Genomic DNA, 24,755 nt, shown 5'->3' on the forward strand with positions numbered 1-24,755 from the left:
GTTCCTCTCTCAGTTCTACAATTGTAATTCTGCAATCTACGAACATACCCCCGTCAAGTTTAAATAGGGCATAGTCGAAGCCCCCTATGTTGCGATGCCTAAGGTAGAGATCAATATCCCGGAACACCTGGAGATGCAAATCGCGCAACTCGTCGAGAAAGGCGAGTTCCTCAACCGCGAGGAAGCCATTGAGGACCTCCTGTCGACCGGGCTCAAGGCGTACAAAACCTCCGGACCACAGGACGAAGACGAGGAGCCAGGGTTCGAAGAAGACGGCATGATGGGCCACGACGACGAGTACGTCTTCTGAAAATACAGGCGTGAGCGTCTGGTATCCCTTCTCAAGCAATTCTTATAGACGTGCCACCGCATACTGTAGCTATGCACAAAGACGAGCTTCTCGAGCTACACGAGCAGATGGTGACGATTATGGAGTACTTCCGCGACGACATGGACTCGGTTGACCCCGACCTGTTCGACGCCTACCAGGAACTCGACGTGCGTCCCTCCGACGTGCACAAATCGAAGAGCGAACACAAACACGCCGTGTTCGTGCTCGGAAACTCGCTGGCGACGGCGATGAGCGAAGACGAATTTTCTGACGCGGGCCGTGTCAGCAAGCGGATGAAGGAACTGGCCGAGGACGCCGAGCGGAAACTGTAAGCAGGCTGGCCCTGCGTCGGATTCTCTCGTCTTTATTTCGATCCGTCTCTCCCGTTGGCTACGACCGTTCACCGTTGAGTTCTGTGAACACCTCCGGGTCTGTCTTGAACTTCAGGACATTGTGAACGACCGAGTTCCGGACGTTCTGGATCACGTCGCCGTGTTCCTTATAGAAGTCGTGTATCCAGCGGGATTCGGCCGTTCGGCTCGGGAACATCATCACTGACTTCCACTGATATTCACCGTCGGAGAGGAAGTAAAAGAGCGTGTGCCGGTCGTCCCGGATGGACACCATCGCGTCGTGCCAGGAGTCGGCGAAATGCTCGGGATTGAACTTGAACTCGAACAGTGCGAAATTGAACAGTTCCTCGTTCGGGACGATGGTCTCCCGGAAAACGTCCGCGTCACGCATCTCTCGGATCGATTCGCTGACCGTTACGTGAGACACGTCGATGTCGTACTCGGACTCCAGCAGGTCCGCAAGCTCGCGGGACGACCGCTGGGGGTCCGCCGAGAGCTCTCGCAGAATGTACATATCCCGCTCGCTGAACTCCCAGTCCGGGGGGTTGTCGGTCATGTCAGAACTCCCGTCCCGGCGGAGGGACAGACGCGCTCAGTCACGGTACGTGTGCTCGGTCGAATCTGCGTTGGAAAGCTCGTAGACATTATCTGTCTGCTGACTACCGATTGCTGACTCAGTGGTTGCGTCGGTCACAGTAATCAACTTACTGGCCCTCGAACTCCGGGTCGCGTTTCTCGACGAACGCGGTCGTCCCTTCCTCGTGATCGGCAGTCGTGAACGCGACACCCTGCGCGGTGGCTTCGTTTTCGAGTGCCTGTTCCAGCGAACTGTCCAGGCTTCGGTTGACCAGCCGCTTGGCGTGCCCGAGTGCGACCGTCGGTCCAGCGGCGATATCCGCGACAAGCGCCGAAAACTCCGACTCGAACGTCTCTGCGTCGAACACCCGGGTAAACAGCCCGAGTTCCTCGGCCGCCGCAGCATCCAGTAGTTCGCCGGTAAACAGGAGGTCTTTGGCCTTGTTCGGGCCGACGATACGTGGAAGGAAATAGGAGACGCCGGAGTCACACGCCAGTCCGACCTGCCGGAAGCCAAAGCCGATCTGGCCGGCAGTGCTTGCGATCTGTATATCACAGGCCAGCGCGAGTCCTGCGCCGGCACCGAAGGCGGGGCCGTCGATTTTTGCGACGACTGGGAGCGGACAGCTATGGACGGTCCGAATCGCTTCGTGGAGCGACGAAACCACCAGTTCGACCTGCGTGGCCGGCGGTCGGTCGTGTTTCACGCCCTGTAACATCGCATTGATATCTCCGCCAGCGCAAAACGCCGGTCCCGCACCCTCCAGTACGACACACCGGGCGTCGCTGTCCATCACTGCTTCGAACTGCGCGGTGAGTGCGTCGGCCAACTCTGCCGACAGGGCGTTCCGCGACTCCGGCTGGTTCAGCGTTACTGTGGCGATTCCGTCGTCAACAGACAGCGTCACGGTCGCGTCTTCCATACGTTGGCCCTCGACCGGCGGCAAGATAACAGTGGTGTCCGTCAGCGCCTGCCAGACCAACATCGTTGGGCAGTACCTTTTGGCCGGGCTGGTCCGTGTATTACGTATGCGTCTCCACTGGCATCGCCGTGACCTCCGGCCGACGGACAATGCTGGCCTCGCCGCGGCGACACCGTCCGACCGGGTTGTCCCGGTGTTCGTCTTCGACAGGGCCGTGCTCGACCACGCTGGCCCACCACGGGTCGTGTTCATGCTGGACGCGCTCGACAGTTTGCGCGAGTGGTACCGCGACCGCGGCAGTGACCTGATTGTAGCTGAGGGCGACCCCACCTCCGTTTTGCCAGAGCTGGCAGCCGAGTACGGCGCCGAAAAAGTCACCTGGGGCAAGGATTACTCCGGGCTCGCACGGGAACGTGACGCGGCCGTCCGGCAAGCCCTCGACGATGCGGACGTGGCCCGCGAGGCCGTCCAGAACGCCGTGTTGCACGAACCCGGTGAGATTACGACGAACGACGGCGACCCCTACAGCGTCTTCACCTACTTTGGCCGGAAATGGCACGACCGCGAGAAGGCGGCTCCCTATGAGCCGCCGTCAGCCGACGAACTGGCCGACGTCGACGGCGATACGCTCCCGACACTGGCCGACCTCGGCTTCGAGGAACCGGAAGCGGACGTGCCAGCGGCGGGAACCGATGAAGCGCGCGCCCTGCTCAATGACTTCCTCAACGAGAACGTCTACGAGTACGAGGAGCGCCGGGACTTCCCGGCTGACGAGTGCACGTCCCGGCTCTCGGCTCATCTGAAGTTCGGTACCATCGGTATTCGCGAGGTGTACGACCGCACGCAGGACGCCAAGGAGGGGACCGGCGGCGACCGTCGCGAGTCCGTCCGTGAGTTCCAGTCCCAGCTGGCCTGGCGAGAGTTTTACACGCAAGTACTGTTTGCCCATCCCCACGTCGTCAGTTCGAACTACAAGTCCTACGAGAATCCAATAGAGTGGGAAAACGACGAAGAGCTGTTGCAGGCCTGGAAAGACGGCGAGACGGGCTATCCCATCGTCGACGCCGGAATGCGACAGCTCCGGGAGGAAGCCTACATGCACAACCGCGTCCGGATGATCGTCGCCTCCTTCCTCACCAAGGACCTACTCATCGACTGGCGGCACGGCTACGAGTGGTTCCGGGAGAAACTGGTCGACCACGACACGGCCAACGACAACGGTGGCTGGCAGTGGGCGGCCTCCACGGGGACCGACGCGCAGCCCTATTTCCGCATCTTCAATCCGATGACACAGGGCGAAGACTACGACCCGAACGCCGAGTATATCAAGGAATACGTCCCGGAGCTACGGGACGCTGCACCCGAGATCATCCACGACTGGAACGACTGTTCCCTCACACAACGGCGCAGCGCCGCACCGGAGTACCCGGACCCCGTCGTCGACCACAGCGAGCGCCGGGAGGAGGCGCTGGCGATGTTCGAGCGGGCCAGAGGAGACGACTAGAGCGGTTCGTTCAGATCCATTGAACTCTCCTGAGTGCTTACACGCGGGACGAGGCCACGTGTTGGCGTCAGTGCCGCGGGCAGATACGGCTCCGTCTCGCTGTCCTTGTTGAGTGCTACCAAATGGCTCCTAAACGTTTAACAGGCAGCCGCGCGACAATACTGATGGAGGCGTTTTCATATGTCCGAACATTCAAATCCCGAACTGCCACCGCTCCCGTACGACTACGACGCACTGGAGCCACACATCTCCGAGCAAGTGCTCACCTGGCACCACGACACCCACCATCAGGGGTACGTAAACGGCCTCGAATCGGCCGAGGAGACGCTTGCAGAGAACCGCGACGCCGGTGACTTCGGTTCAAGCGCTGCTGCGATGGGTAACGTCACCCACAACGGCTGTGGTCACTATCTCCACACGCTGTTCTGGGAGAACATGGACCCCAACGGCGGCGGTGAGCCGGAAGGCGAACTCCTCGACCGCATCGAGGAGGACTTCGGCTCCTACGAGGGCTGGAAGGGCGAGTTCGAAGCCGCTGCATCAGCTGCTGGCGGCTGGGCGCTGCTCGTGTACGACCCCGTTGCCAAGCAACTGCGCAACGTGCCGGTCGACAAGCACGACCAGGGCGCGCTCTGGGGCTCCCATCCCATCCTCGCACTCGACGTCTGGGAGCACTCCTACTACTACGACTACGGTCCCGCCCGTGGTGACTTCATCGACGCCTTCTTCGAGGTTGTCGACTGGGACAAGGCTGCTGAAGAGTACGAGAAGTCGGTCAGTCACTTCGAGTAACGGGCGACACCCGACGTTTTTTGCGGCTGTGCCGAGAGCCCGAGCGGTATCTGGGCCGGTCGCGTTCAGTCCGCCGTTAATATCTAACGATACCAACAAAAAATATCGGCGAGACTGTAGCAGACTACGGAACGGCAGTGGCACGGGAGGATATAGTTTTATAAGATGTGAATCAGTGGTAAGTGGTATGAGTAGCGATACCAATCGGCGAGCGTTCCTGAAGCGCACTGGAGCGGTAACCACTGTTGGTCTGCTTGGCGGATTGGCAGGCTGTTCAACCGAACAGACCGGCGGTGACGGTGGAGATGGCGGCGACGGTGGGATGACCGGAACCGGGACCGAGTCCGGTGGCGACAGCGGTCCGGAGTCGCCGGATGTGCTGATGGTCGTCGGTTATCCCCAGAGCGGTGTGCAACTGTTCAAGGACTTCTACGCCGACTACGGCGACGACGCCGCCGACATCCTCGTCACCGACGGACTGCAGGACGGCGAACTGCCGAGCAACGTCGGCGACGATATGTCGAATGTCCGTGGCACGGCCCCATCGGCGGCCGGGCCCGGCGTCGATACGTTCACAGAGCAGTTCACTTCCGAGTTCGATTACGAAGAGGCCGGTGTGTTTACGTCACAGGCCTACGACGCGACGGCGGTCCAGATACTCGCGAACGTATTGGCCGGCGAAAACGACGGGCAAGCCGTCCGGGACCACATGCGCGTCGTCGCCAACCCGGGCGGCGAGTCGTACGGCCCCTCCGAGTTGCCAGCGGCCGTCGAAGCGGCCGCGGCGGGCGAGAACATCCAGTACGAAGGGGCTTCGAGTGCGGTCAACTTCGACGAAAACGGGGACATGGCTTCGGCGCAGTACCAGGTCTTCGGGTTTCAGGACGGAGGGGGCGTCGATACGCTCAGCACCGTCGACTTCGGCGCTGGCAGCGACATCCCGCAGCCGGAACCGAACGGCTCCGGGAGCGACTCCGGACGGACGATCAAGTTCGGTGTGTTGATGCCCGAAACCGGCGACCTCGGGCCGCTCGGCAGGCCAATCCGCGACGGGGCGCTACTCCCGGCCCTGCAACTCGAAGGCGAAGTCGACTTCGAGTTCGATTACCAGGTCGGTGACACCCAGACGCAGGCGCAGGCGGGCATCGACGCGGCCAACTCTCTCGTCAGCGCAGGCTATCCGTCGATAACCGGGGCGGCCAGCTCCGAAACGTCGATTCAGGTCGCCAGAAACGTGCTCATCGATAGCGGCGTCGTCGGCTGTTCGCCAGCGTCCACGTCACCGACGATTACTGACCTCGAAGACAACGATTACATGTTCCGCACCCCGCCCAGCGACGCTCTGCAGGGACAGGTCCTGGCGCAAGTCGGCGTGGGCGAACTCGGTGCGGAGACCGCATCGACGCTGTACGTGAACAACAGCTACGGCCAAGCGCTACAGGAGGCGTTCGCCGGCGCGTTCGAAGCGGAAGGCGGGACCATCGTCAATCAGGTCGGCTTCGAACAACAGCAGTCCTCCTACACGTCTGAAATCAACAGCGCGATGAACCAGTAACGGGGCTGCCGGCGTCGATTCTTTCTTCGAGCTATCCGCCGAGGAAGTCCTGACGAACCTGCTCGTCGTTGAGGAGGACCGTCCCTTCGTCCTCGTAGCGGTTCTGGCCCTGCACGAGCACGTAGCCACGGTCACACCGCCGGAGGGCCTCCTTTGCGTTTTGTTCGACCATCAGAATAGCCGTGCCGTCGTCGTTGATGCGGTCGATGCGGTCGAACATATCCTCGACGAGGTCGGGGGCAAGCCCGGCGGAAGGCTCGTCAAGCAACAGCAGGTCGGGGTCGAGCATCAGCGCCCGACCCATGGCGAGCATCTGCTGTTGGCCGCCCGACAGCGTCCCTGCTGACTGTTCGGACCGCTCCCGGAGAATCGGGAACCGGTCGTACACGTCCTCGATCCGGTCTTCCGGTACTTCATCGAGGATGTACGCGCCCATTTCGAGGTTCTCGCGCACGCTCAGTGAGCCGAACACGTTGCCGGTCTGTGGGACGTAGCTGATTCCCTCGTAAATGATTTCGTCGGGATTGCGCTGGCTGATGTCGGTCTCGTCGAAAATGACGTCTCCGCCCATGTACGTTGTCAGACCGAAGACGGATTTCATCACCGTCGACTTGCCGGCCCCGTTCGGGCCGACGATGACGACGTACTCGCCGTCCGCAACGTCCATGTGGACGTCACTGAGGACCTGCAGATCGCCGTAGCCCGCATCGAGGTCCCGGATGGCGAGGAGCCGCTCGGCTGGGTCAGGGAGCGTGACAGCCTCGGACTCTGTCGCGCGCTGGCTCATACGTCACCTCCCAGATACGCCTCAAGTACGCGCTCGTCCGACGTGATAGTCTCGGCGTCCCCTTCGGCGAGGACGCTCCCCTGATGCATGACGATGATGTGTTCGCAGTTGTTCATGATAACGTCCATGTCGTGTTCGACCAGCAGGAAGGTCAGGCCCTGCTCTCGGCGGAGTTCGTGAATCCGCTCCAGCAGCTTTTCTTCAAGCGTCGGGTTGACACCGGCAAGTGGCTCGTCCAGAAGGATCATTTCGGGCTCGGTCATCAGAACCCGCGCCATCTCCAGCAGTTTCCGCTGGCCACCGGAGAGATTGCCGGCATTCTCGTGGGCGAGATGGTCGATCTCGAAGAACTCCAGTGTCTCCCACGCGCGGTCGCGAACTGCCGTTTCGGCCTTGACCACATCGCCGCGAAGCCCCGGCGTCACCGACCGGATGACCGACTCGCCGACCTGTCCACCCGGCGCGAGCATCACGTTCTCCAGGACCGTCATCTCGGACAGTTCACGGGCGATCTGGAACGTTCGGACCAGTCCCTGGTTTGCGAGTGTGTACGGCGGGAGCCCGGTAATGTTCTGGCCGTCGAAGGTGACCCGGCCACCAGTTGGCTCGTGAATGCCCGTGATACAGTTGAACGTCGTCGACTTGCCGGCCCCGTTCGGGCCGATGAGGCCGGTGAGCGACCCCTCTGCCACGGAGAACGTCGCCCCGTCCACCGCGACAACGCCACCGAACTCCTTGCGGAGGCCGGTGACTTCCAGCAGCGGCGACTCGATCGCGTCGCTCGTGACGGCGGTCTCCTGTCGCGGTGCCGCGTCGGGTTCACTCATTCGCCTCACCTCCGGACCCGGACTGCGGTCTGTCAAGGCTCACGCTCGTTGCGGGTTCGTTTCGGTGGCCGAGCAGTCCGTCTGGCTGGTTCTGGATGATGTATATCAGCACGACGCCGATGAGGACGAACCGGAGCGTGCTGACGTTGCTAATGGTGTATGCGAGCAGCGGGAGCGGGTCCAGTGACCCGAGCCCGGCGATCGCGTCAACGATGTTGCTAGGTGCGCGAGTGCCGCCCAGCGAGACGTTCTCGCCCAATCGGGCCGGCAGATAGAACAGCAGTCCAGAGAACGTCGCCGCCCCGATGATGCTGCCGGTGTTGGACCCCGAGCCGCCGATGATAAGCGCCGCGAACACGTAGAACGTGATCGTCGGTCTGAACTGCTGTGGGCTGACGTAGCCCGCCTGCCCGCGGAACAGAACGCCGGCCAGCCCCATCAGCGCACAGCCGATCATGAACGTCTTGATCTTGAACCGCCGGGTGTCTTTGCCGAGTGACTGAGTCACGGTTTCGTCCTCGCGGATCGCCTTCAGCACGCGACCGAACGGCGAGTTCGTGATACGGGCGAGCACCCAGTAGCTCGCCGCCACGACCAGCAGGAGGAGTATCCCGTACGTGAGGTTCGCCAGATTTGGCCCGGAGACGCCGACGCCCTCCGCAGCAGTAACGAGTGGCTGTCCGACGCCGTTGATGAGCGTCGATGCGACCTCGTTTGCGGACTTGAACGAGATACCGGTCGCGCCGCCGGTTCCAAACGGCACCCCGAATAGCGAGACCTCGGCGAGCCCGTTCCAGTTGACGACGAGTCGGATGATTTCCGAGAACGCGACCGTCACGATAGCGAGGTAGTCGGCCTTCAGTCGGAGCGCTGGTAGCGCCGCGAGACCGCCGATGATAGCGGCCATTGCCATACCGCCGATGAGACCGACCCACAGCGGGAGTCCGAGCCCCGGGACCGCTCCCGCGGCCGGGTCAGTTGGCGCAGTGAGAACCGCCGTGGTGTACGCGCCGACGGCCATGAACCCCGCAATGCCGATATTGAACAGGCCGGTGTACCCCCACTGGAGATTCAGCGCCAGTGCGAGGATGGCGTAGCCGCCGATGAGGACGGTCACGCTGCCGATGAAGCCGGCGGCGAGGTTCGCCCAGTTCGCCCCGCCGACAGCGATCGCCAGCACGAGCATGACGGCCCAGATACTGGCGATGAAGGCGACGACCAGCCCTACGTCAGGGAGCGCATCCAGACGGTTTCGAACAGTGTCAACAGCACTCATGCTGTCGACACCCCCCCGAAGATACCGGACGGGCGCAACAGCAAGACGACGATGAGCACGAGGAACGCGGAGGCCCGGGTCAGTCCCGATGGCAGCCATATCAGGGCCAGACTGTCGACCAGCCCGATGAGGATGCCACCGGCCATCGCCCCGTATATCGAGCCGATGCCGCCGACGATGACTGCGGCGAAGATGAGCAGGAGCAGAATCCAGCCGAAGTTGAATGATATCGTGCCGCTTTCCAACACGAGCAGGTAGCCACCGATGCCTGCCAGGCCGCCACCGAGAATCCAGGTAAGTCGAATCACGCGTTCGGTCGGAATCCCGGTCACGCGTGCGAGGTCCTCGTTGTCGGCCATCGCCCGCATTGCTTTGCCGAGCTTCGTCCGCTGTAGCAGCAGGTGGACGCCGAGCATCAACAGGACCGACACCACCAGCAGGGTGATTTCGTTGTCAGTGACTGAGATCATCGAGAACAGCGTCACCCGGAGCCCGCCGCTTGCGACCCCACTGGTCTGTGTGCCGAAGACGAACGCGATGAGGTAGCGCAACGCGAGTGCGACACCGATTGACGCAATCAGCAAGGAGATGTTGTCCGTATCGCGCATGGGGCGATAGGTGAGTCGGTCGATGAGTAACACGATACCGATCGACCCGACGCCGGCGACGACAAGCCCGAGAAGCACCGGAAGGAACGTCGAAACGGTGCTCAATTGCCGCCCCGAATTGAGCATGAACAGTTCCGAGATCGGGGCTCCAGTCCCGAGGCCGGCGGTGATGTACGCGGCGACCCACCCCAGGAACGCCCCGACGGTCACAGTGTCCCCGTGTGCGAAGTTGGCGAAGTCGAGGATGCTGTATGTCATCGACAGGCCGATGCCGGCGAGTCCGACCGCCAGTCCGACGAGCAGTCCGTCCACCACCATTGAGAGCAACGAACTCACGGTGAGAGACCCACCCAGTAACTTGGCTCCGAGGAAGAACACGGTTGTCCCAGCGAGCTTTGCAACTAAATCCAGCAGGAGGAAGCCACTTACAGCGGCCACCACTGCTGCCCCCGGCCGGTCACCCATCACAACACGGCCGTCTCTTGCGAACTCAGCAATTCCCATAGGTTACCCTTCGTTGGACCCTCCTGTCTAAATAACCCACCGGAAATTCGTGCGAAATACCGGTGTAGAAGCCAAGACACCGGTGTCAAAACAGGAATCGTCCCCTCCCATGGTCACGTATCAAGCGAGAGACGATTGATACCACGGGACAGATTGCCGATGGGAGCCACTTCGAACCCAGTGACGGCCGGGTGATCGAGCGCCCGCACAGCGCACGACACCGACTTGGGTCACCAATGCTTTGAGCCGAAACCGTATCGAGAAACCACCGGATATCGGCCCGACATCGACGGAGAACGGTGCTATTCACAGCGCTTTTATGCGGTCCATCGATGATATACGACAGATGGTACGCCTGGTCGTCGCCAGTCTCGTGCTGGCTCTCCTGCTGGGAAGCGGTGCCGCGCCACTGGCGATGTCACAGCCGGCCGACGAGAGCATTGGCGTCCAGACGCCCGACAGGTTCGACCGGACGACGTTTCAGGTCACGCTGTATCAGAACGGGTCGGCGAAGTGGGCCATCCTCTACCGGACGCCGCTTGCAAACGACACTGAACAACAGCAGTTCGAGGAGTTTGCCCGGGAGTTCGAGCAGTCGGAGCAGCCACTGTACCAGAATTTCGTCGAGCAGTCGACGCTGCTGACACAGTACGGGACGAACGTGACTGGCCGGAACATGAGTGCGACCAACTACGACCGGTCGGCGACGGTCGACCCGCTCCAGAACACTGGAACCGTGCGGATGTCGTTCCGCTGGCGTAACTTCGCGGTCGTTGAGGGCGACGCAGTCGTGGTCAGCGACGTGTTCGACGGCGGGTTCTACATCGGGCCGAGCCAGTCGTTCGTCTTCGAGCGCGGCCCCGAGCTAGCATTCGCCGATGTCCAGCCGGCCCCCGCCTCACAGAGCGCCCCGGACTCGCTCGAAAACAGCGAGAGCGTCACGTGGAACGGCGAGCAGTCGTTCAACGACCGTCGGCCCTACGTGGAACTGCAGCCGCGCGAAACCGGGCAGAGCACTAGTGCTGAGCAGCGCACCACGGCGGACGATGACACACCTGCCGAGGCCGCCGGCGGGCCATCGTGGATGCTCCCGACCGCCATCGTCGGTCTCATTGTCGTCGCCGGTGGTGTGGCCGCGTGGCGGTCCGGCGCGCTGGGAGGAGTGTTGGGAACCGACGATGACGAACCACCCGCTGCGACGGCGTCGGCCACAGGCGGCACTGAGCAGCCATCGACGGCTTCCTCGGGCGATGCAATGGCGGACACCGACACCCCTGACGAACCGGCAGTCCCCGACGAGGAACTGCTCACCGACAGCGACCGCGTCCGCAAACTGCTGGAGGAAAACGGTGGCCGGATGAAGCAGGTCGACATCGTCGACAGCACCGACTGGTCGAAGTCGAAGGTGAGTATGCTCCTCTCTGACATGGAAGACGACGGCGACATCTCGAAGCTCAGAGTCGGCCGCGAGAACATCATCAGTCTCGCTGGTCAGGAACCCGACGCCGCAGGGTCACCGTTCGACGACGAGTGATACTGGCGGCTGTACGCCTGTGTCGCGTTTCGCTACCGCAGATATCTGGGAATAGTTACAGCTGACAGCATGATAAACCAGCACAGGGCGGGGCTGAAACGCAATGATTATACGTATCTCCTCGCTACGAACTTGTGTACGCTCCGTTGGTGTAGTCCGGCCAATCATATCACCCTCTCACGGTGATGACTAGGGTTCAAATCCCTGACGGAGCATTTCTCTCCGATTCAACGGATACACAGTTACTACGTTCTATGACCGACAGTATTTGTGTCTGCCAGTCCAATCAGGCGGTATGCGCGTCGCGGTAGTCACCGTCGGAGACGAACTGCTCAGTGGCGAGACGGTCAACACAAACGCTGCGTGGCTTGGACAACAACTCGCGGAGCGTGGCGTCACCGTCGGTCGGACGACGGTCGTCCCCGACGAGATCTCGGACATTGCCCGCGTGGTCAACGAGTATCACGCGGAGTTCGACGCCGTCATCGTCACCGGCGGCCTTGGACCGACGCACGACGACAAAACAATCGAAGCCGTCGCCGCGGCGTTCGGACGGGATGTCGTCGAGAGCGAGGACGCCATTGCGTGGCTGGAGGAACACGGCGGGTACACGCGCGACGACCTGACCGACGGAACGGGCGAGGTACCGGAGGGGTCCCGTGTCTTGCCCAACCACGAGGGGGTCGCGCCCGGTTGTGTCGTCGAGAGCTGCTATGTCTTGCCGGGCGTGCCGGGCGAAATGAAGCGGATGTTCGAGGAGGTCGCAGAAGAGTTCGCCGGCGAGCAGCGGTACGTTCACACCGTCGACGCCGCTGAGCCCGAGAGCGCACTCCTTGACCGACTGGCAGAGGTACAGGAGCAGTTCCCGGTTAAGGTCGGGAGCTATCCGGGCGAGCACGTGACCGTCCGGTTCGAAGGGACAGAGGAGGAGTTAGTCGAGGAGGCGGCTGCGTGGTTCAGCGAACGCGTTGAGTCACCGACGGCAGAGTGACTACCGGTAGAGGTGGTTCAGCCAGAGAAACGTAAGCAGCAGGCCACCGAGCGTGATGGCCGCGCCGGACGCGTTGATAATCCCTGTCTGAACGCCGCTCTGGAGTACGACTGACATAGCTGTGCGTTCTGCGTGGGGTGGCTTGAAAGGCACGCTCCCGGGCCTCTTTTGCCGCGGGGTCGCGTAGTGACGCTGAATGCGACGAATCGGTGTCGTGGTCAACCCCATTGCCGGCATGGGCGGCCGCGTCGGCCTCAAAGGCACTGACGGGAAAGTCGCGGAAGCGCGCCGCCGCGGCGCGGAGCAACGCGCACCGGACCGCGCACGGACAGCGCTTGCCTCACTCGCCGAGGTCGGGACGGACGTGGAACTGCTCACGTACGGCGACCCGATGGGAGAGCGTCTCGCTCGTGAGGCGGGCTTCGATCCGACGGTCGTTGGCACTCCGGCGAGCGCTGATGAGACAGGCAGCGAGGACACCCGAGATGCGGTTCGAGCGTTCGTCGAGGCGGATGCGGACGTGATTCTGTTCGTCGGTGGCGACGGCACGGCTGTCGACGTGGCGACGACCCTCGACGACTTGGACGCGGCTATCCCGATTCTGGGCGTCCCGGCCGGTGTTAAGGTGTACTCCTCCGTGTTCGGCGTGTCGCCACGTGCGGCCGGGCGCATCGTGGCCCGCTTCTCCGAGACAGAGCGCGCGGAGGTCAACGATATCGACGAGGACGCCTTCAGAGGCGGGGAAGTGGTCACCGAACTCCGGGCCGTCGCGGAGGTCCCAGTCGCAGACCAGCGCCAGTCAGCCAAGCAGCTGGGCGGCGGCAGTGTCGAATCCCTCGCCGAGAGCGTCGCCAATGCCGCTGACCCGGATGTGACCTACGTCCTTGGACCGGGGAGTACTGTTGGCGCTATCAAAGAGGAACTGGGGTTTGATGGAACGACGCTTGGTGTAGACGTATGGCGCGACGGAGAGGTGCTCGCCCGCGACGCCGCCGAGTCGGACATCCTCGACGCCCTTGGTGACCGAAATGTCATCGTCGTTTCGCCTATCGGCGGGCAGGGGTTCGTGTTCGGTCGGGGGAACCAGCAGCTATCGCCGGCGGTCATCAGGCAGTGTGACCTCGAAGTGGTCGCCTCGCGGCGGAAACTAGACGGTATCGGCACGCTCCGTGTCGACACCGGCGACCCGGAATTAGACGCGGAACTGCGCGGCTGGCTGCGGGTCCGCGTCGGGAGGCACGAACGCAGACTCGTCGAAGTCGTCTGAAACTCCTACAGCCGATGACAGCAAGCCATGATATATCGCTCCCGGCATTTTATCATGTATAGTCAAGATTAAGGTATCTCACGCCCCACAAAGGACATATGGAAACCCGGAAAGTCCAGCGATTGGGACCGTCGACACTCGCGATGACGTTGCCGGCGGAGTGGGCCAGTGCGCACGATGTCGAGAAAGGCGACGAAGTGTCACTGCGGATGGGCGGCAAAGGCACGCTGACAGTCATGCCCGAGTCCGTCCAGACCGAGGAATCAGAGGCTATCATCCACGCGGAGAATCTCGATGCCGCGTCCGTCGAGCGGGCTATCGTCGCCCAGTATGTGCTCGGTCGGCGCGTCATCCACGTCGAAGCCCCAGAAGGCGAGACGCTAGAATCGTCCCACATCAACGCCGTCTACAACGCCGAAACCCAGCTGATGGGCCTCGGCGTCATCGAAGAAACGCCGGACCGGATCGCGATTCGCTGTTCCGTCGACCCGGAAGACTTCACGCTCAACAACCTTCTCGAACGGCTGGAATCCACCGGCTCGACGATGCGCAATGAAGCGGTGAAGTCCCTCGCCCACGGCAACCCCGACCTCGCGCAGCGGGCGCTCAACCGTGAGCGACAGGCCAACAAGATATTCGTCCTCCTGCTACGGCTCATCTTCACGGCCTACCAGAACCCCAACCTTGCGCGGGCCATCGGCCTCAACGACGGCTTCCCGCTCATCGGCTATCGGTCGATTGCGAAGAACCTCGAACTGACGGCGGACAACGCCGAGGACATCGCCGAGATCGCCCTGGAGACCGAGGACCACTCGCTCAACGTCGACAGCTCCACGATGCGCCGCATCCGCGAGTTTACCGACCAGGTCAACGACATCACCGAGCTGGCGGTGCAGGCGGCTGTCGACCGTAACTACGACACCGCGATTCAGGTCCGAGAACTGTACAAGGATATCGGCGACAAGGAACACGAAATCCTCGACGACCTGCCGGAGATGGACAACGAGGCGCTACTGGAAGTGCGTGAAGTGCTTGTCAGCCTCCAGCAGACCGCCGAGTTCGCGGTCCGGAGCGCAGAGATCGCGACGAACCTCGCGCTCAACGAGGAGTCCGAGCACACGACAATCGAGTGAGGCGGCTCCCGCTGCCCGCAGTTGCGGTTCGCAGCGACAGTCCTGTTTTCCGACTCTACCACGTAATTTGGCAGTTTCACTACCACGATCGGTTGCTGTGAAAAACACCTGCACCTTTCATCGGACATCGTGAATGGTCCAGTATGAAGCGGCCTGTCGACCCATCGACACCCATTCATATCGCCGTCAAAGAGACCATCGCGGCACTTGAGGACTGCCACCCTACACAACTTGGGAGCCTTGAGATGGTCGTTGACGGTGAACGACTGGACGCGGTGCTGGATGCCCCGTCAGAGGAGTTACCGATGCTGTTCCAGTACTGTGGCTATACGGTATCAGTCGATGACACGGGGACACTCTGTGTCGAGAACTGAGGGAGCAGACTACTATCGGCTACCCGAGGAGACCGCCATCGTCTGTCTCGGTTTCAGTCGGCGTGGCCGTCTCCGTCGGGGTCGCTGTGGGTGTCTCGGTCGTCGTCGTGGTTTCCGTTTCCGTCTCTCCGTCGTCGAGCAGGCCGTCATCCGTCTCTGTGTCCCCACCGTCCAGTAATCCGCCGTCTGTTTCGGTTTCCGCGGGTGTTGGGGTTGCAGTCGCGCTGTCGGCTGTCGAACGGTCGGACCCATTGCTGGAGTCGTCAGCAGTCCCATCACCGGTCGGGTGCTGCGCCTTGGTGCCGAAGATATCTGTCTCTATCTCCTGCTGGTAGTCAATAGAGTCTAGGTCAACTCTGAACTGCTCGTTGTCGCCCTCAAGCACGAGGTGAACCGCCTCGGGGTCAAGCCCCGAGGCTTCCCGTGGTTTAGTCGGACACTCCCATCCGACCATCGGCCTGATAGCCTCGAACGGTCGGTTGGGTCACGGTCGGGGCGTCCACGGCCCCCGATGCCCGCCGTCGCACCTTCCGAACAACGGGAAGGCTGTTGAGAGCAGGCACATTCCAATCGAGTTTCTTCACGCCTTTCACGGCGATGTTGACGCTTGCACCACGGTCGCTGTGGTCTTGATGCCCACAGTCCCAACAATTGAACCGTTTCTTGTTACGGTTCGCACGTTCCGTGTGTCCGCACATCGGACACCGTTGGCTCGTGTACTCGGGGTTAATCCACGCTATCGGGATACCCTCGAACGACGCCTTGTACGACGTATAGAACTGGAGGGCGCGGAACGGAAGGTGGTGCAAGCGTCGGTTCATCCGCGTGCCGTAGTCGATACTGTCGCGCATCTCTTTGAGGTCTTCAAAGACGATGCACGGCTTCTCGAACTGACGACTCCACTCCACGATGTGTCGAGACACCTTGTGGAGTCGGTCACGGACGAACCGTTCCTCACGCCCTTCCAGCGTGTCGTGGATGCTGTCTTTCCCCGCGTTCTGGACGCGCTTCCGCATCGTGAAGTAGCGGTGGCGCTCGAACTTGATTTCGGGGAAGTCAATAACCAACGAGTCCTCAATGCCATCCTCGGAGAGAGCGGTGAGAGCCACGTTGTCTTCGTTCACGTCCACACCGACGACCGTCCGCGAGTCCTGCTTGTCTCGAACGGTCTGTTCGGTGTTGGTGACGTTGACGTGCAACTCAGCGTTGTCGTTGTGGAACAGGGCTTCCGCCGTCCCAATCTTCCACTCATCGCTTTCGAGTGCGGTCTGGAGAATGTCGAGGTTGGCGTCACTCCCTTTGAGGACGCCCGTGACGTGCTTGTACGGCTTCGCGCTGATGCGGAACGCCACGTCGCCGTCGTCGGTGAGCGACAGGTTGTACCCCTCCTCGTAGTTCGCTCGGAGGGGGTACGCGCCGTCCTTGGTGTGACTGGGTTTGCCGAAGTCGTCGTACTCGTAGTAGTTCTCCATCGCGCCGAGTGCTTTGGCGACGACGCGCTGTGTCGTGTTTTTCACGAGGTTGGCGTCGTCGGCTACACGGTCGGGAATCGCGTCCCAGTCGACGCCTTGCTTGGCGAGACGGATGGTTTCGTTGTACACCGACCGCGCTTCGAGGGTGGCGTCGTACAGCAGGCTCTCGTTGTCACTCTGGATGTCGAGTTGGAAGTCCAGCGTCTTGACGAGAGCCTGTGAGTCGGTCATTCCTGCTCGTTGGGTTGGACGTGACGGTAGTGGAGGAGGAGCGTGCGGAGTACGCTGTCGAAACTCGTGTGGCCCTCCTCGTCCTTGAGTTCGTCAAGGTCGTCGTACACGGTGTCGGATACCTTGAGTTGTTTCGTCACGTCTACCCCTTGTTCTTCCACAGTTAAAAGTTCACTTGTGGTAGTCTGTGAGTCACTTCAGAGAATACTTTCGATTGGTCGTTGTATTGGTATGTATGGGCGAGAAGCGGTCGAACCACACGGTGTACAAGATTAACTACCACTTCGTGTGGTGTCCGAAGTACCGCCACACCATTCTCGAACCAATCGAGGGTTCGCTGGAAGCGAGTTTCCGTGCCATGTGCGACGAGTACGGCTACGAGATACTGTCGCTCCACATCTCACCCGACCACGTACACCTGTTCCTGTCAGCCCACCCGAAGCATGCGCCGAGCGAGATTGTGCGAACGGTCAAGAGCATCACGGCGCGGGAGATGTGGGAACAGCACGAGTCGTACTTGAAGGAGTATCTGTGGGGAGGTGGGTTCTGGGAGGAATCGTACTACGTGGGGACGGCGGGTGATGTTTCGACCGACACGATTGAGCAGTATATCGAGCGAACGGAACACGTTTAACGGGGCTTACGGCCTTCACCCTCGGGGTCAAGCCCCGAGGTACTCGGCCTGCTCCGCCTGTAGAGGTCTGTCTGTCGATTTCGCTGGAGATGGGTCACCCACCAGCGGTCTAGATTCTCGTTCTGGATAGCGGTGTTCGCTTCGAGTGTCGTCTTCTCGCCTGGGTTGAGGACGTAGCCACGATCCGTTTCGCCCTCGCCGACGGTCACGTCGTTCATCCGAATGGTGCAGCCGACTTTGGTGATTGTGTAAGGGTACGGCTTTGGGTTGTACACGTCGAAGGCAAGGTTCAGTGGTGTCTCGGACTGGGTGAGGTTCTCCTGGTCCCACGCGCCGCGGGTCTCGTTGATGTAGAGGACGGGGTCCGACACGAGCGGCTGGTCTGCCTCAACGGGCCGCGTCTCGGTGGAGTTGAACTGGCTGAGGAGGTCCGTCTCGATAGTTCGTTCCTGAGTAACGGACACTGACTGTCCGCCGAGCATCGAGGACGTGACGGTGGCGTCGATACCTACTGTCGTCGTCTCGCCGTTGTCGATGTGAGTGACCCACCACGGCGGGATACGGTCGTTTTGCATGTCGGTGGTGAACTGTAGCGTCGAGTTGCCGGTGCCGAGACCGATGCCCTGCCTGTCGCCCTGTGCCATCTCTACGCCGTTCATTGAGACCGTGTAATTGAGTCCGACGCCGCCCAGCTGGACGCCGACCGGGTTGGGATTGGTCACGGTCAGGTCCGTCGCCACGGTAGTCGTCTGGTTCGAGACACCTGCGAAGTGATTGTCCACCGACGCGACACTGGGCGTGCCCAGGACGCCGAGTGCGACGCTGCCCCCCGCGACAGCAGCGACTGCGACAACCAGCACGCCAACTATTTTCAACCGACCCATAGTTGCACATCCATCTCCCATGGGGAGGTATATGTCCTGTGGCTCCAGCCCGAATGAACTAAGTGGGCAACACCGAAAGCGTCGTACATGAGTTCCAAGGCGTCCAAAAGCGACATGGGGACGGGCCTGGCCCTGCTGTTCGGGCTCGTCTCTGTCGGCGCGGCCGTGGTCACAGCAACAAACAGCTATAACTACGCGATTCTGCACGCACAGGAACTTGAGACGGGGAACCTGCTCGTGACATCTGGCGGCGCGTTCGGGCTTGCGATGCTGGCCGCGGCCGTGGCAATCGTGGCGATCCACGCCTACGACGCCTGATACTGGTATCAGCCGCAAGACTGTGAAGGGAACCGTTAAAAACGCAGAGACCGTATCTCTTGTATGGCCGATTACAGCGAGGAAGACCGACGCATTCTCGAATATCTCCGGGACAGCGTCTCGCGTGGAGAGAGCTACTTCCGCGCGAAGAACATCGCTGAGCAGCTCGGCCTCTCCTCGAAGCAAGTGGGAGCGCGGCTGCCACGCTTAGCTGAAGAGGCCGACGAAGTCGAAATCGAGAAGTGGGGCCGAGCGCGGTCGACGACGTGGCGCGTCACGCCGACCGGATAGCCCCCGTCGGGTTTTACGCACTGTGACAATCGGTGGATTCATCGGCCAGTAGTCCTCAGTACCTTCCATGACTGTCCGGGTCGAACGAACGATGACTGTGCCGGCCACACCGGAACGTGTCTGGGAATTCATCACCGACCCGGATAAACGGGCCCGGCCAATTAGCGTCGTCACTGACTGGGAAATCATCGACGACACACACGCAAACTGGTCGATTGAGCTCCCAATTCCGGTGGTCAGTCAGACAATGACGGTAAAAACTGAGGATGTCGAACAGCGCCGCCCGGAGTACGCCCGCTTCATCGGTCGCTCGAAGGTGATGACCGTCCAGGGCGAGCACGAACTCGAAGAGACGGCCGACGGCGGGACGAAACTGACGAACCGGTTCATCGTCGACGGCAAACTCCCCGGCGTCGAGCGGTTTTTCAAGCGGAACCTCGACGATGAGATGCAAAACCTCGAACAGGCGCTGCGGGACGACCTCGAAGTCGAAGTATGAGGCTCACGCTTGCCCAGATAGACGTATCGTCGGATTCGGTGACCGTGAACGTCAGTCGCGCGACGACCGCCATCAGGGACGCGGCCGCGGAGGGCGCGGACCTCGTTGTGCTCCCGGAACTGTTCAACATCGGGTACTTCGCCTTCGACCGCTACGCTCGCGAGGCGGAGGGACTGAACGGCGAGACGCTCAGCCAGATTCGCAGCGTCGCCGCGGACCACGACGTGGCGGTGCTGGCCGGCAGCGTCGTCGAGGACCTCGCGGCCAGCGCTGACAGCGGGTTCGACGTGCCCGCGGATGAGGGGCTGGCCAATACTGCTGTATTCTTCGACCGCGACGGGGAGCGCCGGGCGGTGTACCGGAAACACCATTTGTTCGGCTACGACTCTGCGGAATCCCAGTTACTGGAGCCGGGTGAGACGGTTCCGACTGTCGACTTCGAGGAATTCACCATCGGAGTCACCACCTGTTACGACCTCCGGTTCCCGGAGTTATACCGCCATCTCGTTGACGAGGGCGTGACGCTGACGCTTGTCCCGAGCGCGTGGCCGTATCCGCGCGTCGAACACTGGAAACTGTTCGGCCGCGCCCGTGCCGTCGAGAACCAACTGTACGTCGCCGCTGCGAACGGCGTCGGACAGTTCGAGGACGCGGAACTGCTGGGTCGGTCGACGGTGTACGACCCATGGGGAACGACGCTTGCCAGCGCCGACGACCACCCGGCACTGGTAACTGCCACTCTCGACCCGGCTCGCGTCGAGCAGGTCCGCGAGGAATTCCCGGCGCTTGCTGACCGCCGGACGGACTGGCCGTAACTGCAGTCGCTGTTTGACAAAAAGCGGTTTTTGAGCGTTCGCCGTCATTATACTGCTCTCAGAACGAGTCCGTCCCGTATGGCTTCCCGAATCAGGGTCCTCGCTGTCGTCGGTCTCCTCTTGCTGGCCGGCTGTACCGGCATGGGCGGAAGTGGCGATGCGGGCGAGGCACAGGGCGGCGGCGATGGCGCACAGATGTCCAGCGGCGGCGACGGGTCGAGTCAGCCCGTCGAAGCGGATTCCAAGGCGAGCGCTGGCGATAGCGAAAACATTCAGGCCGGCGACGCGGCGGCCGACCGGGCAATCATTCGCAACGGACGGATGGTGGTCGAAGTGGAGAACTACTCCGCGACAGCCAATGCAATCGCCGCTCGCGCTCGCACGTCCGGCGGATACGTGAGCGACTCGAACCGCGAACTCCACCGTGACGACGGCGAGACGTGGTACACCGGCTACATCGTCATCAGAGTGCCAAGCGAGGAGTACGAGCCGACGCAGTCGATGGTGAGCAAGCAGGGAACGGTCCGCTCCGAGGAAACAACGACGAAAGACGTGACCGACAAACTGGTTGACCTCGAAGCGCGATTGACCAACCTCCGGGAGCGCCGCGACCGACTGCGGACCTTCTACGAACAGGCCAACAGCACGGCGGAACTGCTCCGCATCGAGGAAGAACTGTCGTCGGTCCAGAGCGACATCGAACGCCTCGAAGCACAGAAGCGCTCGCTCGAACAGCGGGTCGCCTATTCGACGCTGCGCGTCGAGATCCATGAGCCAGCGCCCGAGCCGTCGGCCCAGCAAGTGCCGTACCACGAGCGGTCGCTTGTCGCTGCGTTCCTCTCGTCAGTGACCGACGTGTACGTGTTCACTCGTGGGTTGCTGGTGACCGCCGCGAGTCTCGCGCCGTGGCTCGTCGTCCTCGCTGTCCCAGTCGTCGGCGGCCGCCGACTCCTCCGCGGTCGGTCGCTCCCGCTGCTGGGCCGACGTGGCACGTCTGAATCGGCCATAGAAGACGGCGACGACGGCAGTAGCGACCCACAGCAGGAACCAACTCCCGAACCGACTGATGAGTCGCCCGACGACGACGCGTAGCCGGAACCCGACACCGGGCCTTTTTTGCCTGTGCACTCGCTACGAGTACCTGCCGGCAAGGCGCTTTTCACGTCGATGCCGGCGCTAACGCCCGTCTCGCTGCTCGGCCACTCGGCGTCGCTCGTCCGCCAAGGCTGTCCGGACAGCCTTTTCACTCCTCTCCCGGAGTCGACCCTTTCGCCTCTCCTCGCCTTTCGGATACTACCGACGAAGCGCTCCCGCTCAGCGGATAGTCCGACCAAGATTCCCAGCGAGCCACGCGAGCTACCGCGTGCGTTCCCGTTCAAGCGCTTCGCTGAAGTGTGCTGGTGTGATCTCCACTTCCTCAGCGTTCTCGGTGGCTTCTTCTGGTCCGTAGGCGGACGCGACCTCCCGAATAGCCAGCATTGACGCTTCGCGGACGACGGCCTCCAGCTCTGCGCCAGAGAAGCCGTCGGTCTTCTCGGCAAGGTCCTCGATATCGGTGTCAGCGGCGAGTGGCTTCCCGGCGGTGTGGACGGAAAGAATCTCCTCGCGGGCGTCACGGTCGGGGTTCGGGACCTCGACGTGCTGTTCGAGGCGACCTGGTCGCAGGAGCGCATCGTCGATCATGTCCCGGCGGTTAGTCGCAGCCAGTACGACCAGATTGGGGTTCTCGGTGATGCCGTCGAGTTCAGCGAGTAGCTGGGAGACGACGCGCTCGGTGACTTCGTTGCCCTGACCGCGGTGGCTGGCGATGGCGTCTATCTCGTCGAGGAAGATGATGCTCGGCGCGGTCTGGCGGGCGCGTTCGAACAGTTCCCGGACCGCTTCCTCGCTCTCGCCGACGTAGCGGTCCATGATTTCGGGGCCGGCGACGTGGATGAAGTTCACGTCGCTCTCGCCGGCGACGGCCCGAGCGAGCAGGGTTTTGCCGGTCCCCGGCGGGCCATAGAGTAGAATGCCGCTTGGCGGGTCGGTGTTGGTCGCGGTGAACAGTTCACCGTACGACAGCGGCCACTCGATGGTCTCGGTCAGCGTCTGCTTGACCTCGGCCAGCCCGCCCACATCGTCGAAGGTCGCCGTCGGCGACTCGGCGACGTACTCCCGCATCGCACTGGGGTCGACCGTTGCAAGCGCGGTCTCGAAGTCGTCCTGATGGACATCGCCATCATCGCGGTCGGTCCGGAGCGCGGCCATCGCGGCTTCAGTGGTCAACGACGCGAGGTCAGCCCCGACGAAGCCGTGGGTCTGTGCGGCGATCCGGTCCAGATCCACGTCGTCGTGCAGCGGCATGTCCCGCGTGTGGACGTCCATAATCTCGCGGCGGCCGTGCTCGCCGGGGACGCCGACCTCGATTTCGCGGTCGAAGCGGCCACCGCGGCGCAGCGCCGGGTCGATGGCGTCGACGCGGTTCGTCGCGCCAATGACGACGACGCGGCCCCGGTCTTCGAGGCCGTCCATCAGCGTAAGCAACTGGGCGACGACCCGGTTCTCCATGTCGGCGTCCTCGTCCCGGGAGCCGGCGATGGAGTCGATCTCGTCGACGAAGAGGATGGCCGGCGCGTTCGCTTCGGCTTTCTCGAAGGCCTCGCGGAGCCGTTCCTCGCTTTCGCCCTTGTATTTCGAGACGATTTCGGGGCCCGAGATGGTGTCGAAGTAGGCGTCGACCTCGTTGGCGACGGCGCGGGCGATGAGGGTCTTCCCCGTCCCGGGCGGGCCGTGCAGCAGGACCCCGCTTGGCGGGTCGATACCCAGACGGCGGAACTCCTCGGGCTCCGAGAGCGGCATCTCTATCATCTCGCGGATGCGGTCCAGTTCCTCGTCGAGGCCGCCGATGTCCTCGTAGCTCACCCCGGACTCTGTTTCGGCGGTCGGCGTGTTCGTTGTTGTTGCCTCGTCGGATGACGACTGGCCCGCGCCGCTGCCGCCGTCGAGTCCCGGCAGCACGGTCACCGCTGTCGCGTCGGTAACCCGGACCGGCCCCGACGGAGACGTTTTGCGGACGAGGAAGGTCCCCAATCCATCGATGTGCGTCCGTTCGTCGGCCTGAACAATCTGGTCGACGAGACGCTTCCTGACCAGACTCTCATAGTCCTCGCTCCCCGGCATCGGTTCGACCGGCTGGACGGCGATTTCGGTGGCCTCTGAGACCGACCCGCTTGTTACTGTGACAGTGTCGCCGATGTTGACGCCGGCGTTCGCCCGAGTGTCCGAATCGATACGGACAAACGAGCCGTCATCGTCAGCCGGCCAGACTTTCACGACAGTCATGTCATCCCCGTCGATGATGACGGGCGACCCGCTCAGCACGCCCAATTCAGTCCGTGCGGACTCCGGCAGTCGTGCGATACCGCGCCCGGCGTCGCGCTTGTTCGCACCCTCGACGGTGAGTTCGACACCGGCCTCAGTGGACCCGCTCATGCCGCCTTCTTGCAATCCGACTCCCTTGAGGGTTCCCGTTGTGTTGCGGGAAAATAATATACGGGCGGCAATTCGAGTCTCTGATATGGTTGTCCAGACCGAGCGAGACGAGGTCACGTGGTACAAGTGCGAGACCTGTGGCCTGATGTTCGACGACCAGAGCGACGCGCGCCAGCACGAGGAGAACTGTGACGACGAAGACCCGTCCTACATCCAGTAACGGTCCTCGCCCCGCAGTCGCGCCTGTCCCACCGTAGTCTCACCCCTCGACGATTTCGTAGCTCCGCTCGCCGAGTTCGTCCTCCTCGAAGACGAACACCCGGCCGTTCGTCACCTCGTAGTCCACCTCGACCGCCGTCCGCATCTGATTATCCCGGACCGTGACTCCCGGGAACAGTTCGTCTTCCTCGCCGTCGTCGAGGATGACCCGTCCGACGCCCGTTTCTTCGAGAATGTCGTCGTGCGTCCGGAGGTCGTTGACGTACACGAGGATACCTGATGTCTCCGTTTTGTCGGTTATCAGGACGTGTGTGTCTTTCCCCGGGGCTGTCTGGATACGCTCTTCGACCGCCGTTGGGACGCCGTGATAGAACGCTTGGCGGCCGTCGAGGTACTCCACGACGACGCCGTCCTCGGTCAACTCGACCGAGACGGTGTCCGGTGCGATGTCCGACCGGTTGCTCATACCGGCCCTTCCAGCGGCGCGCTCAAAAGTGACGCGTTGTCGGTTTGGTCGGGTGGTCGTGTTGCACTCCCATAGACAGGGTGCGAAAGGGACTAGTGACTCCCCTGTCTCCGTCTC

29 protein-coding genes and 1 tRNA gene are annotated in these 24,755 nt (G+C 62.2%); 18 read left to right on the plus strand and 12 right to left on the minus strand.

Annotated features, from left to right (window positions below; translation table 11 throughout):
• Positions 1–94: 94 nt before the first annotated feature.
• Positions 95–310 carry a ribbon-helix-helix domain-containing protein gene (locus G9C82_RS01785; protein ID WP_004517946.1) on the plus strand — a complete coding sequence of 72 codons (216 nt, stop codon included), beginning with the start codon at positions 95–97 and terminating at the stop codon, positions 308–310.
• 71 nt (positions 311–381) lie between these two features.
• On the plus strand, positions 382–663 hold the full coding sequence (locus G9C82_RS01790) for a UPF0058 family protein (protein ID WP_004517945.1): 282 nt from the start codon (positions 382–384) through the stop codon (positions 661–663).
• A gap of 58 nt (positions 664–721) precedes the next feature.
• On the opposite strand, the gene G9C82_RS01795 is transcribed toward G9C82_RS01790, so the two are convergent.
• Together G9C82_RS01795 and G9C82_RS01800 are read right to left on the minus strand one after the other, a co-directional pair.
• Positions 722–1,240, minus strand: a complete 519-nt coding sequence (locus G9C82_RS01795) for an Lrp/AsnC family transcriptional regulator (RefSeq protein ID WP_101350023.1) — start codon at positions 1,238–1,240, stop codon at positions 722–724.
• 148 nt (positions 1,241–1,388) lie between these two features.
• Complete coding sequence (locus G9C82_RS01800; protein WP_101350022.1) at positions 1,389–2,246, minus strand: enoyl-CoA hydratase/isomerase family protein; 858 nt, start codon at positions 2,244–2,246, stop codon at positions 1,389–1,391.
• Between the two features lie 43 nt (positions 2,247–2,289).
• On the opposite strand from G9C82_RS01800, the gene G9C82_RS01805 reads away from it, so the two are divergent.
• From G9C82_RS01805 to G9C82_RS01815, 3 genes are all read left to right on the plus strand, one after another.
• Positions 2,290–3,687, plus strand: a complete 1,398-nt coding sequence (locus G9C82_RS01805) for a deoxyribodipyrimidine photo-lyase (RefSeq protein ID WP_127013221.1) — start codon at positions 2,290–2,292, stop codon at positions 3,685–3,687.
• 180 nt (positions 3,688–3,867) lie between these two features.
• Positions 3,868–4,479, plus strand: a complete 612-nt coding sequence (gene sod / locus G9C82_RS01810) for a superoxide dismutase (RefSeq protein ID WP_004961502.1) — start codon at positions 3,868–3,870, stop codon at positions 4,477–4,479.
• A gap of 187 nt (positions 4,480–4,666) precedes the next feature.
• Positions 4,667–6,034: an ABC transporter substrate-binding protein gene (locus G9C82_RS01815; protein ID WP_127013222.1), complete on the plus strand. Its 1,368-nt coding sequence runs from the start codon at positions 4,667–4,669 to the stop codon at positions 6,032–6,034.
• A 31-nt stretch (positions 6,035–6,065) separates the two neighbouring features.
• Here the strand turns inward: G9C82_RS01815 and G9C82_RS01820 are convergent, their stop codons facing one another.
• Genes G9C82_RS01820 through G9C82_RS01835 form a run of 4 tightly spaced genes read right to left on the minus strand, consistent with a single transcriptional unit; the run spans position 6,066 to position 10,036 of the window.
• Positions 6,066–6,821 (minus strand): ABC transporter ATP-binding protein, encoded by a 756-nt coding sequence (locus tag G9C82_RS01820; RefSeq protein ID WP_004961509.1) that lies wholly within the window; start codon positions 6,819–6,821, stop codon positions 6,066–6,068.
• Positions 6,818–7,648 (minus strand): ABC transporter ATP-binding protein, encoded by an 831-nt coding sequence (locus tag G9C82_RS01825; RefSeq protein WP_011223258.1) that lies wholly within the window; start codon positions 7,646–7,648, stop codon positions 6,818–6,820. The genes G9C82_RS01820 and G9C82_RS01825 overlap by 4 nt, the downstream gene beginning before the upstream one ends.
• Complete coding sequence (locus G9C82_RS01830) at positions 7,641–8,924, minus strand: branched-chain amino acid ABC transporter permease (RefSeq protein ID WP_007190408.1); 1,284 nt, start codon at positions 8,922–8,924, stop codon at positions 7,641–7,643. The genes G9C82_RS01825 and G9C82_RS01830 overlap by 8 nt, the downstream gene beginning before the upstream one ends.
• Positions 8,921–10,036, minus strand: coding sequence for a branched-chain amino acid ABC transporter permease (locus tag G9C82_RS01835; RefSeq protein WP_007190409.1), 1,116 nt, complete (start codon positions 10,034–10,036; stop codon positions 8,921–8,923). Before G9C82_RS01835 ends, G9C82_RS01830 begins: the two co-directional genes overlap by 4 nt.
• Before the next feature lie 319 nt (positions 10,037–10,355).
• Between G9C82_RS01835 and G9C82_RS01840 the strand changes: the two genes are divergently transcribed.
• The 6 genes from G9C82_RS01840 (at position 10,356) to G9C82_RS01865 (ending at position 15,335) form a co-directional block, all read left to right on the plus strand.
• A complete protein-coding gene (locus G9C82_RS01840; RefSeq protein WP_127013817.1) occupies positions 10,356–11,570 on the plus strand; it encodes a hypothetical protein in 1,215 nt (404 codons plus the stop codon).
• A 140-nt stretch (positions 11,571–11,710) separates the two neighbouring features.
• A tRNA-Glu gene (locus G9C82_RS01845) sits at positions 11,711–11,785 on the plus strand.
• A gap of 80 nt (positions 11,786–11,865) precedes the next feature.
• Positions 11,866–12,561: a molybdopterin-binding protein gene (locus tag G9C82_RS01850; RefSeq protein ID WP_007190411.1), complete on the plus strand. Its 696-nt coding sequence runs from the start codon at positions 11,866–11,868 to the stop codon at positions 12,559–12,561.
• Positions 12,562–12,757: 196 nt separating this feature from the next.
• On the plus strand, positions 12,758–13,828 hold the full coding sequence (locus tag G9C82_RS01855; protein ID WP_004961525.1) for an ATP-NAD kinase family protein: 1,071 nt from the start codon (positions 12,758–12,760) through the stop codon (positions 13,826–13,828).
• A 98-nt stretch (positions 13,829–13,926) separates the two neighbouring features.
• Positions 13,927–14,961: a phosphate uptake regulator PhoU gene (locus tag G9C82_RS01860; RefSeq protein ID WP_004961528.1), complete on the plus strand. Its 1,035-nt coding sequence runs from the start codon at positions 13,927–13,929 to the stop codon at positions 14,959–14,961.
• Between the two features lie 143 nt (positions 14,962–15,104).
• On the plus strand, positions 15,105–15,335 hold the full coding sequence (locus G9C82_RS01865) for a HalOD1 output domain-containing protein (RefSeq protein ID WP_050038030.1): 231 nt from the start codon (positions 15,105–15,107) through the stop codon (positions 15,333–15,335).
• Positions 15,336–15,354: 19 nt separating this feature from the next.
• On the opposite strand, the gene G9C82_RS01870 is transcribed toward G9C82_RS01865, so the two are convergent.
• From G9C82_RS01870 to G9C82_RS01880, 3 genes are read right to left on the minus strand one after another with little or no spacing between them, the layout of a single operon-like run.
• Positions 15,355–15,789, minus strand: coding sequence for a hypothetical protein (locus tag G9C82_RS01870; protein WP_121303046.1), 435 nt, complete (start codon positions 15,787–15,789; stop codon positions 15,355–15,357).
• Positions 15,764–17,038 carry an RNA-guided endonuclease TnpB family protein gene (locus G9C82_RS01875; RefSeq protein ID WP_127013223.1) on the minus strand — a complete coding sequence of 425 codons (1,275 nt, stop codon included), beginning with the start codon at positions 17,036–17,038 and terminating at the stop codon, positions 15,764–15,766. The genes G9C82_RS01870 and G9C82_RS01875 overlap by 26 nt, the downstream gene beginning before the upstream one ends.
• Entirely contained in the window at positions 17,035–17,199 is a 165-nt protein-coding gene (locus G9C82_RS01880; protein WP_162531016.1) for a hypothetical protein, read from the minus strand. Before G9C82_RS01880 ends, G9C82_RS01875 begins: the two co-directional genes overlap by 4 nt.
• Before the next feature lie 74 nt (positions 17,200–17,273).
• Here G9C82_RS01880 and tnpA point away from each other — a divergent pair, with 74 nt between their 5' ends.
• On the plus strand, positions 17,274–17,672 hold the full coding sequence (tnpA, locus tag G9C82_RS01885) for an IS200/IS605 family transposase (protein WP_127013224.1): 399 nt from the start codon (positions 17,274–17,276) through the stop codon (positions 17,670–17,672).
• On the opposite strand, the gene G9C82_RS01890 is transcribed toward tnpA, so the two are convergent.
• Positions 17,669–18,556 carry an LEA type 2 family protein gene (locus G9C82_RS01890; RefSeq protein WP_241244068.1) on the minus strand — a complete coding sequence of 296 codons (888 nt, stop codon included), beginning with the start codon at positions 18,554–18,556 and terminating at the stop codon, positions 17,669–17,671. The two genes, tnpA and G9C82_RS01890, sit on opposite strands and share 4 nt — an antisense overlap.
• 114 nt (positions 18,557–18,670) lie before the next feature.
• Here G9C82_RS01890 and G9C82_RS01895 point away from each other — a divergent pair, with 114 nt between their 5' ends.
• The 5 genes from G9C82_RS01895 (at position 18,671) to G9C82_RS01915 (ending at position 21,571) form a co-directional block, all read left to right on the plus strand.
• Positions 18,671–18,874 carry a hypothetical protein gene (locus G9C82_RS01895; RefSeq protein ID WP_004961543.1) on the plus strand — a complete coding sequence of 68 codons (204 nt, stop codon included), beginning with the start codon at positions 18,671–18,673 and terminating at the stop codon, positions 18,872–18,874.
• A gap of 63 nt (positions 18,875–18,937) precedes the next feature.
• Positions 18,938–19,165, plus strand: coding sequence for a hypothetical protein (locus G9C82_RS01900; protein ID WP_004592831.1), 228 nt, complete (start codon positions 18,938–18,940; stop codon positions 19,163–19,165).
• A gap of 67 nt (positions 19,166–19,232) precedes the next feature.
• Positions 19,233–19,664, plus strand: coding sequence for an SRPBCC family protein (locus G9C82_RS01905; protein ID WP_004961545.1), 432 nt, complete (start codon positions 19,233–19,235; stop codon positions 19,662–19,664).
• Positions 19,661–20,479, plus strand: coding sequence for a carbon-nitrogen family hydrolase (locus tag G9C82_RS01910; protein WP_127013226.1), 819 nt, complete (start codon positions 19,661–19,663; stop codon positions 20,477–20,479). Before G9C82_RS01905 ends, G9C82_RS01910 begins: the two co-directional genes overlap by 4 nt.
• 78 nt (positions 20,480–20,557) lie before the next feature.
• Positions 20,558–21,571, plus strand: a complete 1,014-nt coding sequence (locus tag G9C82_RS01915) for a DUF4349 domain-containing protein (protein WP_127013227.1) — start codon at positions 20,558–20,560, stop codon at positions 21,569–21,571.
• 264 nt (positions 21,572–21,835) lie between these two features.
• Here G9C82_RS01915 and G9C82_RS01920 read toward each other — a convergent pair whose 3' ends face one another.
• Positions 21,836–23,953, minus strand: a complete 2,118-nt coding sequence (locus G9C82_RS01920) for a CDC48 family AAA ATPase (protein ID WP_127013228.1) — start codon at positions 23,951–23,953, stop codon at positions 21,836–21,838.
• Positions 23,954–24,038: 85 nt separating this feature from the next.
• Between G9C82_RS01920 and G9C82_RS20835 the strand changes: the two genes are divergently transcribed.
• Positions 24,039–24,173, plus strand: coding sequence for a hypothetical protein (locus G9C82_RS20835; protein WP_004517924.1), 135 nt, complete (start codon positions 24,039–24,041; stop codon positions 24,171–24,173).
• Positions 24,174–24,212: 39 nt separating this feature from the next.
• Here G9C82_RS20835 and G9C82_RS01925 read toward each other — a convergent pair whose 3' ends face one another.
• Positions 24,213–24,638: a DUF5796 family protein gene (locus G9C82_RS01925; protein WP_127013229.1), complete on the minus strand. Its 426-nt coding sequence runs from the start codon at positions 24,636–24,638 to the stop codon at positions 24,213–24,215.
• Between the last annotated feature and the right edge of the window lie 117 nt (positions 24,639–24,755).

This window comes from Haloarcula sp. R1-2, assembly GCF_011627385.1.
GTDB lineage: Archaea > Halobacteriota > Halobacteria > Halobacteriales > Haloarculaceae > Haloarcula > Haloarcula marismortui.

Excerpts from the sequence above, each read along its gene's own strand:
- G9C82_RS01800 (WP_101350022.1), bottom strand. The coding sequence starts at position 2,246 with ATGTTGGTCTGGCAGGCGCTGACGGACACCACTGTTATCTTGCCGCCG.
- G9C82_RS01905 (WP_004961545.1), top strand. The coding sequence starts at position 19,233 with ATGACTGTCCGGGTCGAACGAACGATGACTGTGCCGGCCACACCGGAA.
- G9C82_RS01900 (WP_004592831.1), top strand. The coding sequence starts at position 18,938 with ATGGCCGATTACAGCGAGGAAGACCGACGCATTCTCGAATATCTCCGG.
- G9C82_RS01805 (WP_127013221.1), top strand. The coding sequence starts at position 2,290 with ATGCGTCTCCACTGGCATCGCCGTGACCTCCGGCCGACGGACAATGCT.
- G9C82_RS01820 (WP_004961509.1), bottom strand. The coding sequence starts at position 6,821 with ATGAGCCAGCGCGCGACAGAGTCCGAGGCTGTCACGCTCCCTGACCCA.
- G9C82_RS01925 (WP_127013229.1), bottom strand. The coding sequence starts at position 24,638 with ATGAGCAACCGGTCGGACATCGCACCGGACACCGTCTCGGTCGAGTTG.
- G9C82_RS01825 (WP_011223258.1), bottom strand. The coding sequence starts at position 7,648 with ATGAGTGAACCCGACGCGGCACCGCGACAGGAGACCGCCGTCACGAGC.
- sod (WP_004961502.1), top strand. The coding sequence starts at position 3,868 with ATGTCCGAACATTCAAATCCCGAACTGCCACCGCTCCCGTACGACTAC.
- G9C82_RS01815 (WP_127013222.1), top strand. The coding sequence starts at position 4,667 with ATGAGTAGCGATACCAATCGGCGAGCGTTCCTGAAGCGCACTGGAGCG.
- tnpA (WP_127013224.1), top strand. The coding sequence starts at position 17,274 with ATGGGCGAGAAGCGGTCGAACCACACGGTGTACAAGATTAACTACCAC.
- G9C82_RS01855 (WP_004961525.1), top strand. The coding sequence starts at position 12,758 with ATGCGACGAATCGGTGTCGTGGTCAACCCCATTGCCGGCATGGGCGGC.
- G9C82_RS20835 (WP_004517924.1), top strand. The coding sequence starts at position 24,039 with ATGGTTGTCCAGACCGAGCGAGACGAGGTCACGTGGTACAAGTGCGAG.
- G9C82_RS01850 (WP_007190411.1), top strand. The coding sequence starts at position 11,866 with ATGCGCGTCGCGGTAGTCACCGTCGGAGACGAACTGCTCAGTGGCGAG.
- G9C82_RS01895 (WP_004961543.1), top strand. The coding sequence starts at position 18,671 with ATGGGGACGGGCCTGGCCCTGCTGTTCGGGCTCGTCTCTGTCGGCGCG.
- G9C82_RS01920 (WP_127013228.1), bottom strand. The coding sequence starts at position 23,953 with ATGAGCGGGTCCACTGAGGCCGGTGTCGAACTCACCGTCGAGGGTGCG.
- G9C82_RS01835 (WP_007190409.1), bottom strand. The coding sequence starts at position 10,036 with ATGGGAATTGCTGAGTTCGCAAGAGACGGCCGTGTTGTGATGGGTGAC.
- G9C82_RS01795 (WP_101350023.1), bottom strand. The coding sequence starts at position 1,240 with ATGACCGACAACCCCCCGGACTGGGAGTTCAGCGAGCGGGATATGTAC.
- G9C82_RS01910 (WP_127013226.1), top strand. The coding sequence starts at position 19,661 with ATGAGGCTCACGCTTGCCCAGATAGACGTATCGTCGGATTCGGTGACC.
- G9C82_RS01865 (WP_050038030.1), top strand. The coding sequence starts at position 15,105 with ATGAAGCGGCCTGTCGACCCATCGACACCCATTCATATCGCCGTCAAA.
- G9C82_RS01840 (WP_127013817.1), top strand. The coding sequence starts at position 10,356 with ATGCGGTCCATCGATGATATACGACAGATGGTACGCCTGGTCGTCGCC.
- G9C82_RS01915 (WP_127013227.1), top strand. The coding sequence starts at position 20,558 with ATGGCTTCCCGAATCAGGGTCCTCGCTGTCGTCGGTCTCCTCTTGCTG.
- G9C82_RS01860 (WP_004961528.1), top strand. The coding sequence starts at position 13,927 with ATGGAAACCCGGAAAGTCCAGCGATTGGGACCGTCGACACTCGCGATG.
- G9C82_RS01785 (WP_004517946.1), top strand. The coding sequence starts at position 95 with ATGCCTAAGGTAGAGATCAATATCCCGGAACACCTGGAGATGCAAATC.
- G9C82_RS01890 (WP_241244068.1), bottom strand. The coding sequence starts at position 18,556 with ATGGGTCGGTTGAAAATAGTTGGCGTGCTGGTTGTCGCAGTCGCTGCT.
- G9C82_RS01870 (WP_121303046.1), bottom strand. The coding sequence starts at position 15,789 with ATGGTCGGATGGGAGTGTCCGACTAAACCACGGGAAGCCTCGGGGCTT.
- G9C82_RS01790 (WP_004517945.1), top strand. The coding sequence starts at position 382 with ATGCACAAAGACGAGCTTCTCGAGCTACACGAGCAGATGGTGACGATT.
- G9C82_RS01830 (WP_007190408.1), bottom strand. The coding sequence starts at position 8,924 with ATGAGTGCTGTTGACACTGTTCGAAACCGTCTGGATGCGCTCCCTGAC.
- G9C82_RS01875 (WP_127013223.1), bottom strand. The coding sequence starts at position 17,038 with ATGACCGACTCACAGGCTCTCGTCAAGACGCTGGACTTCCAACTCGAC.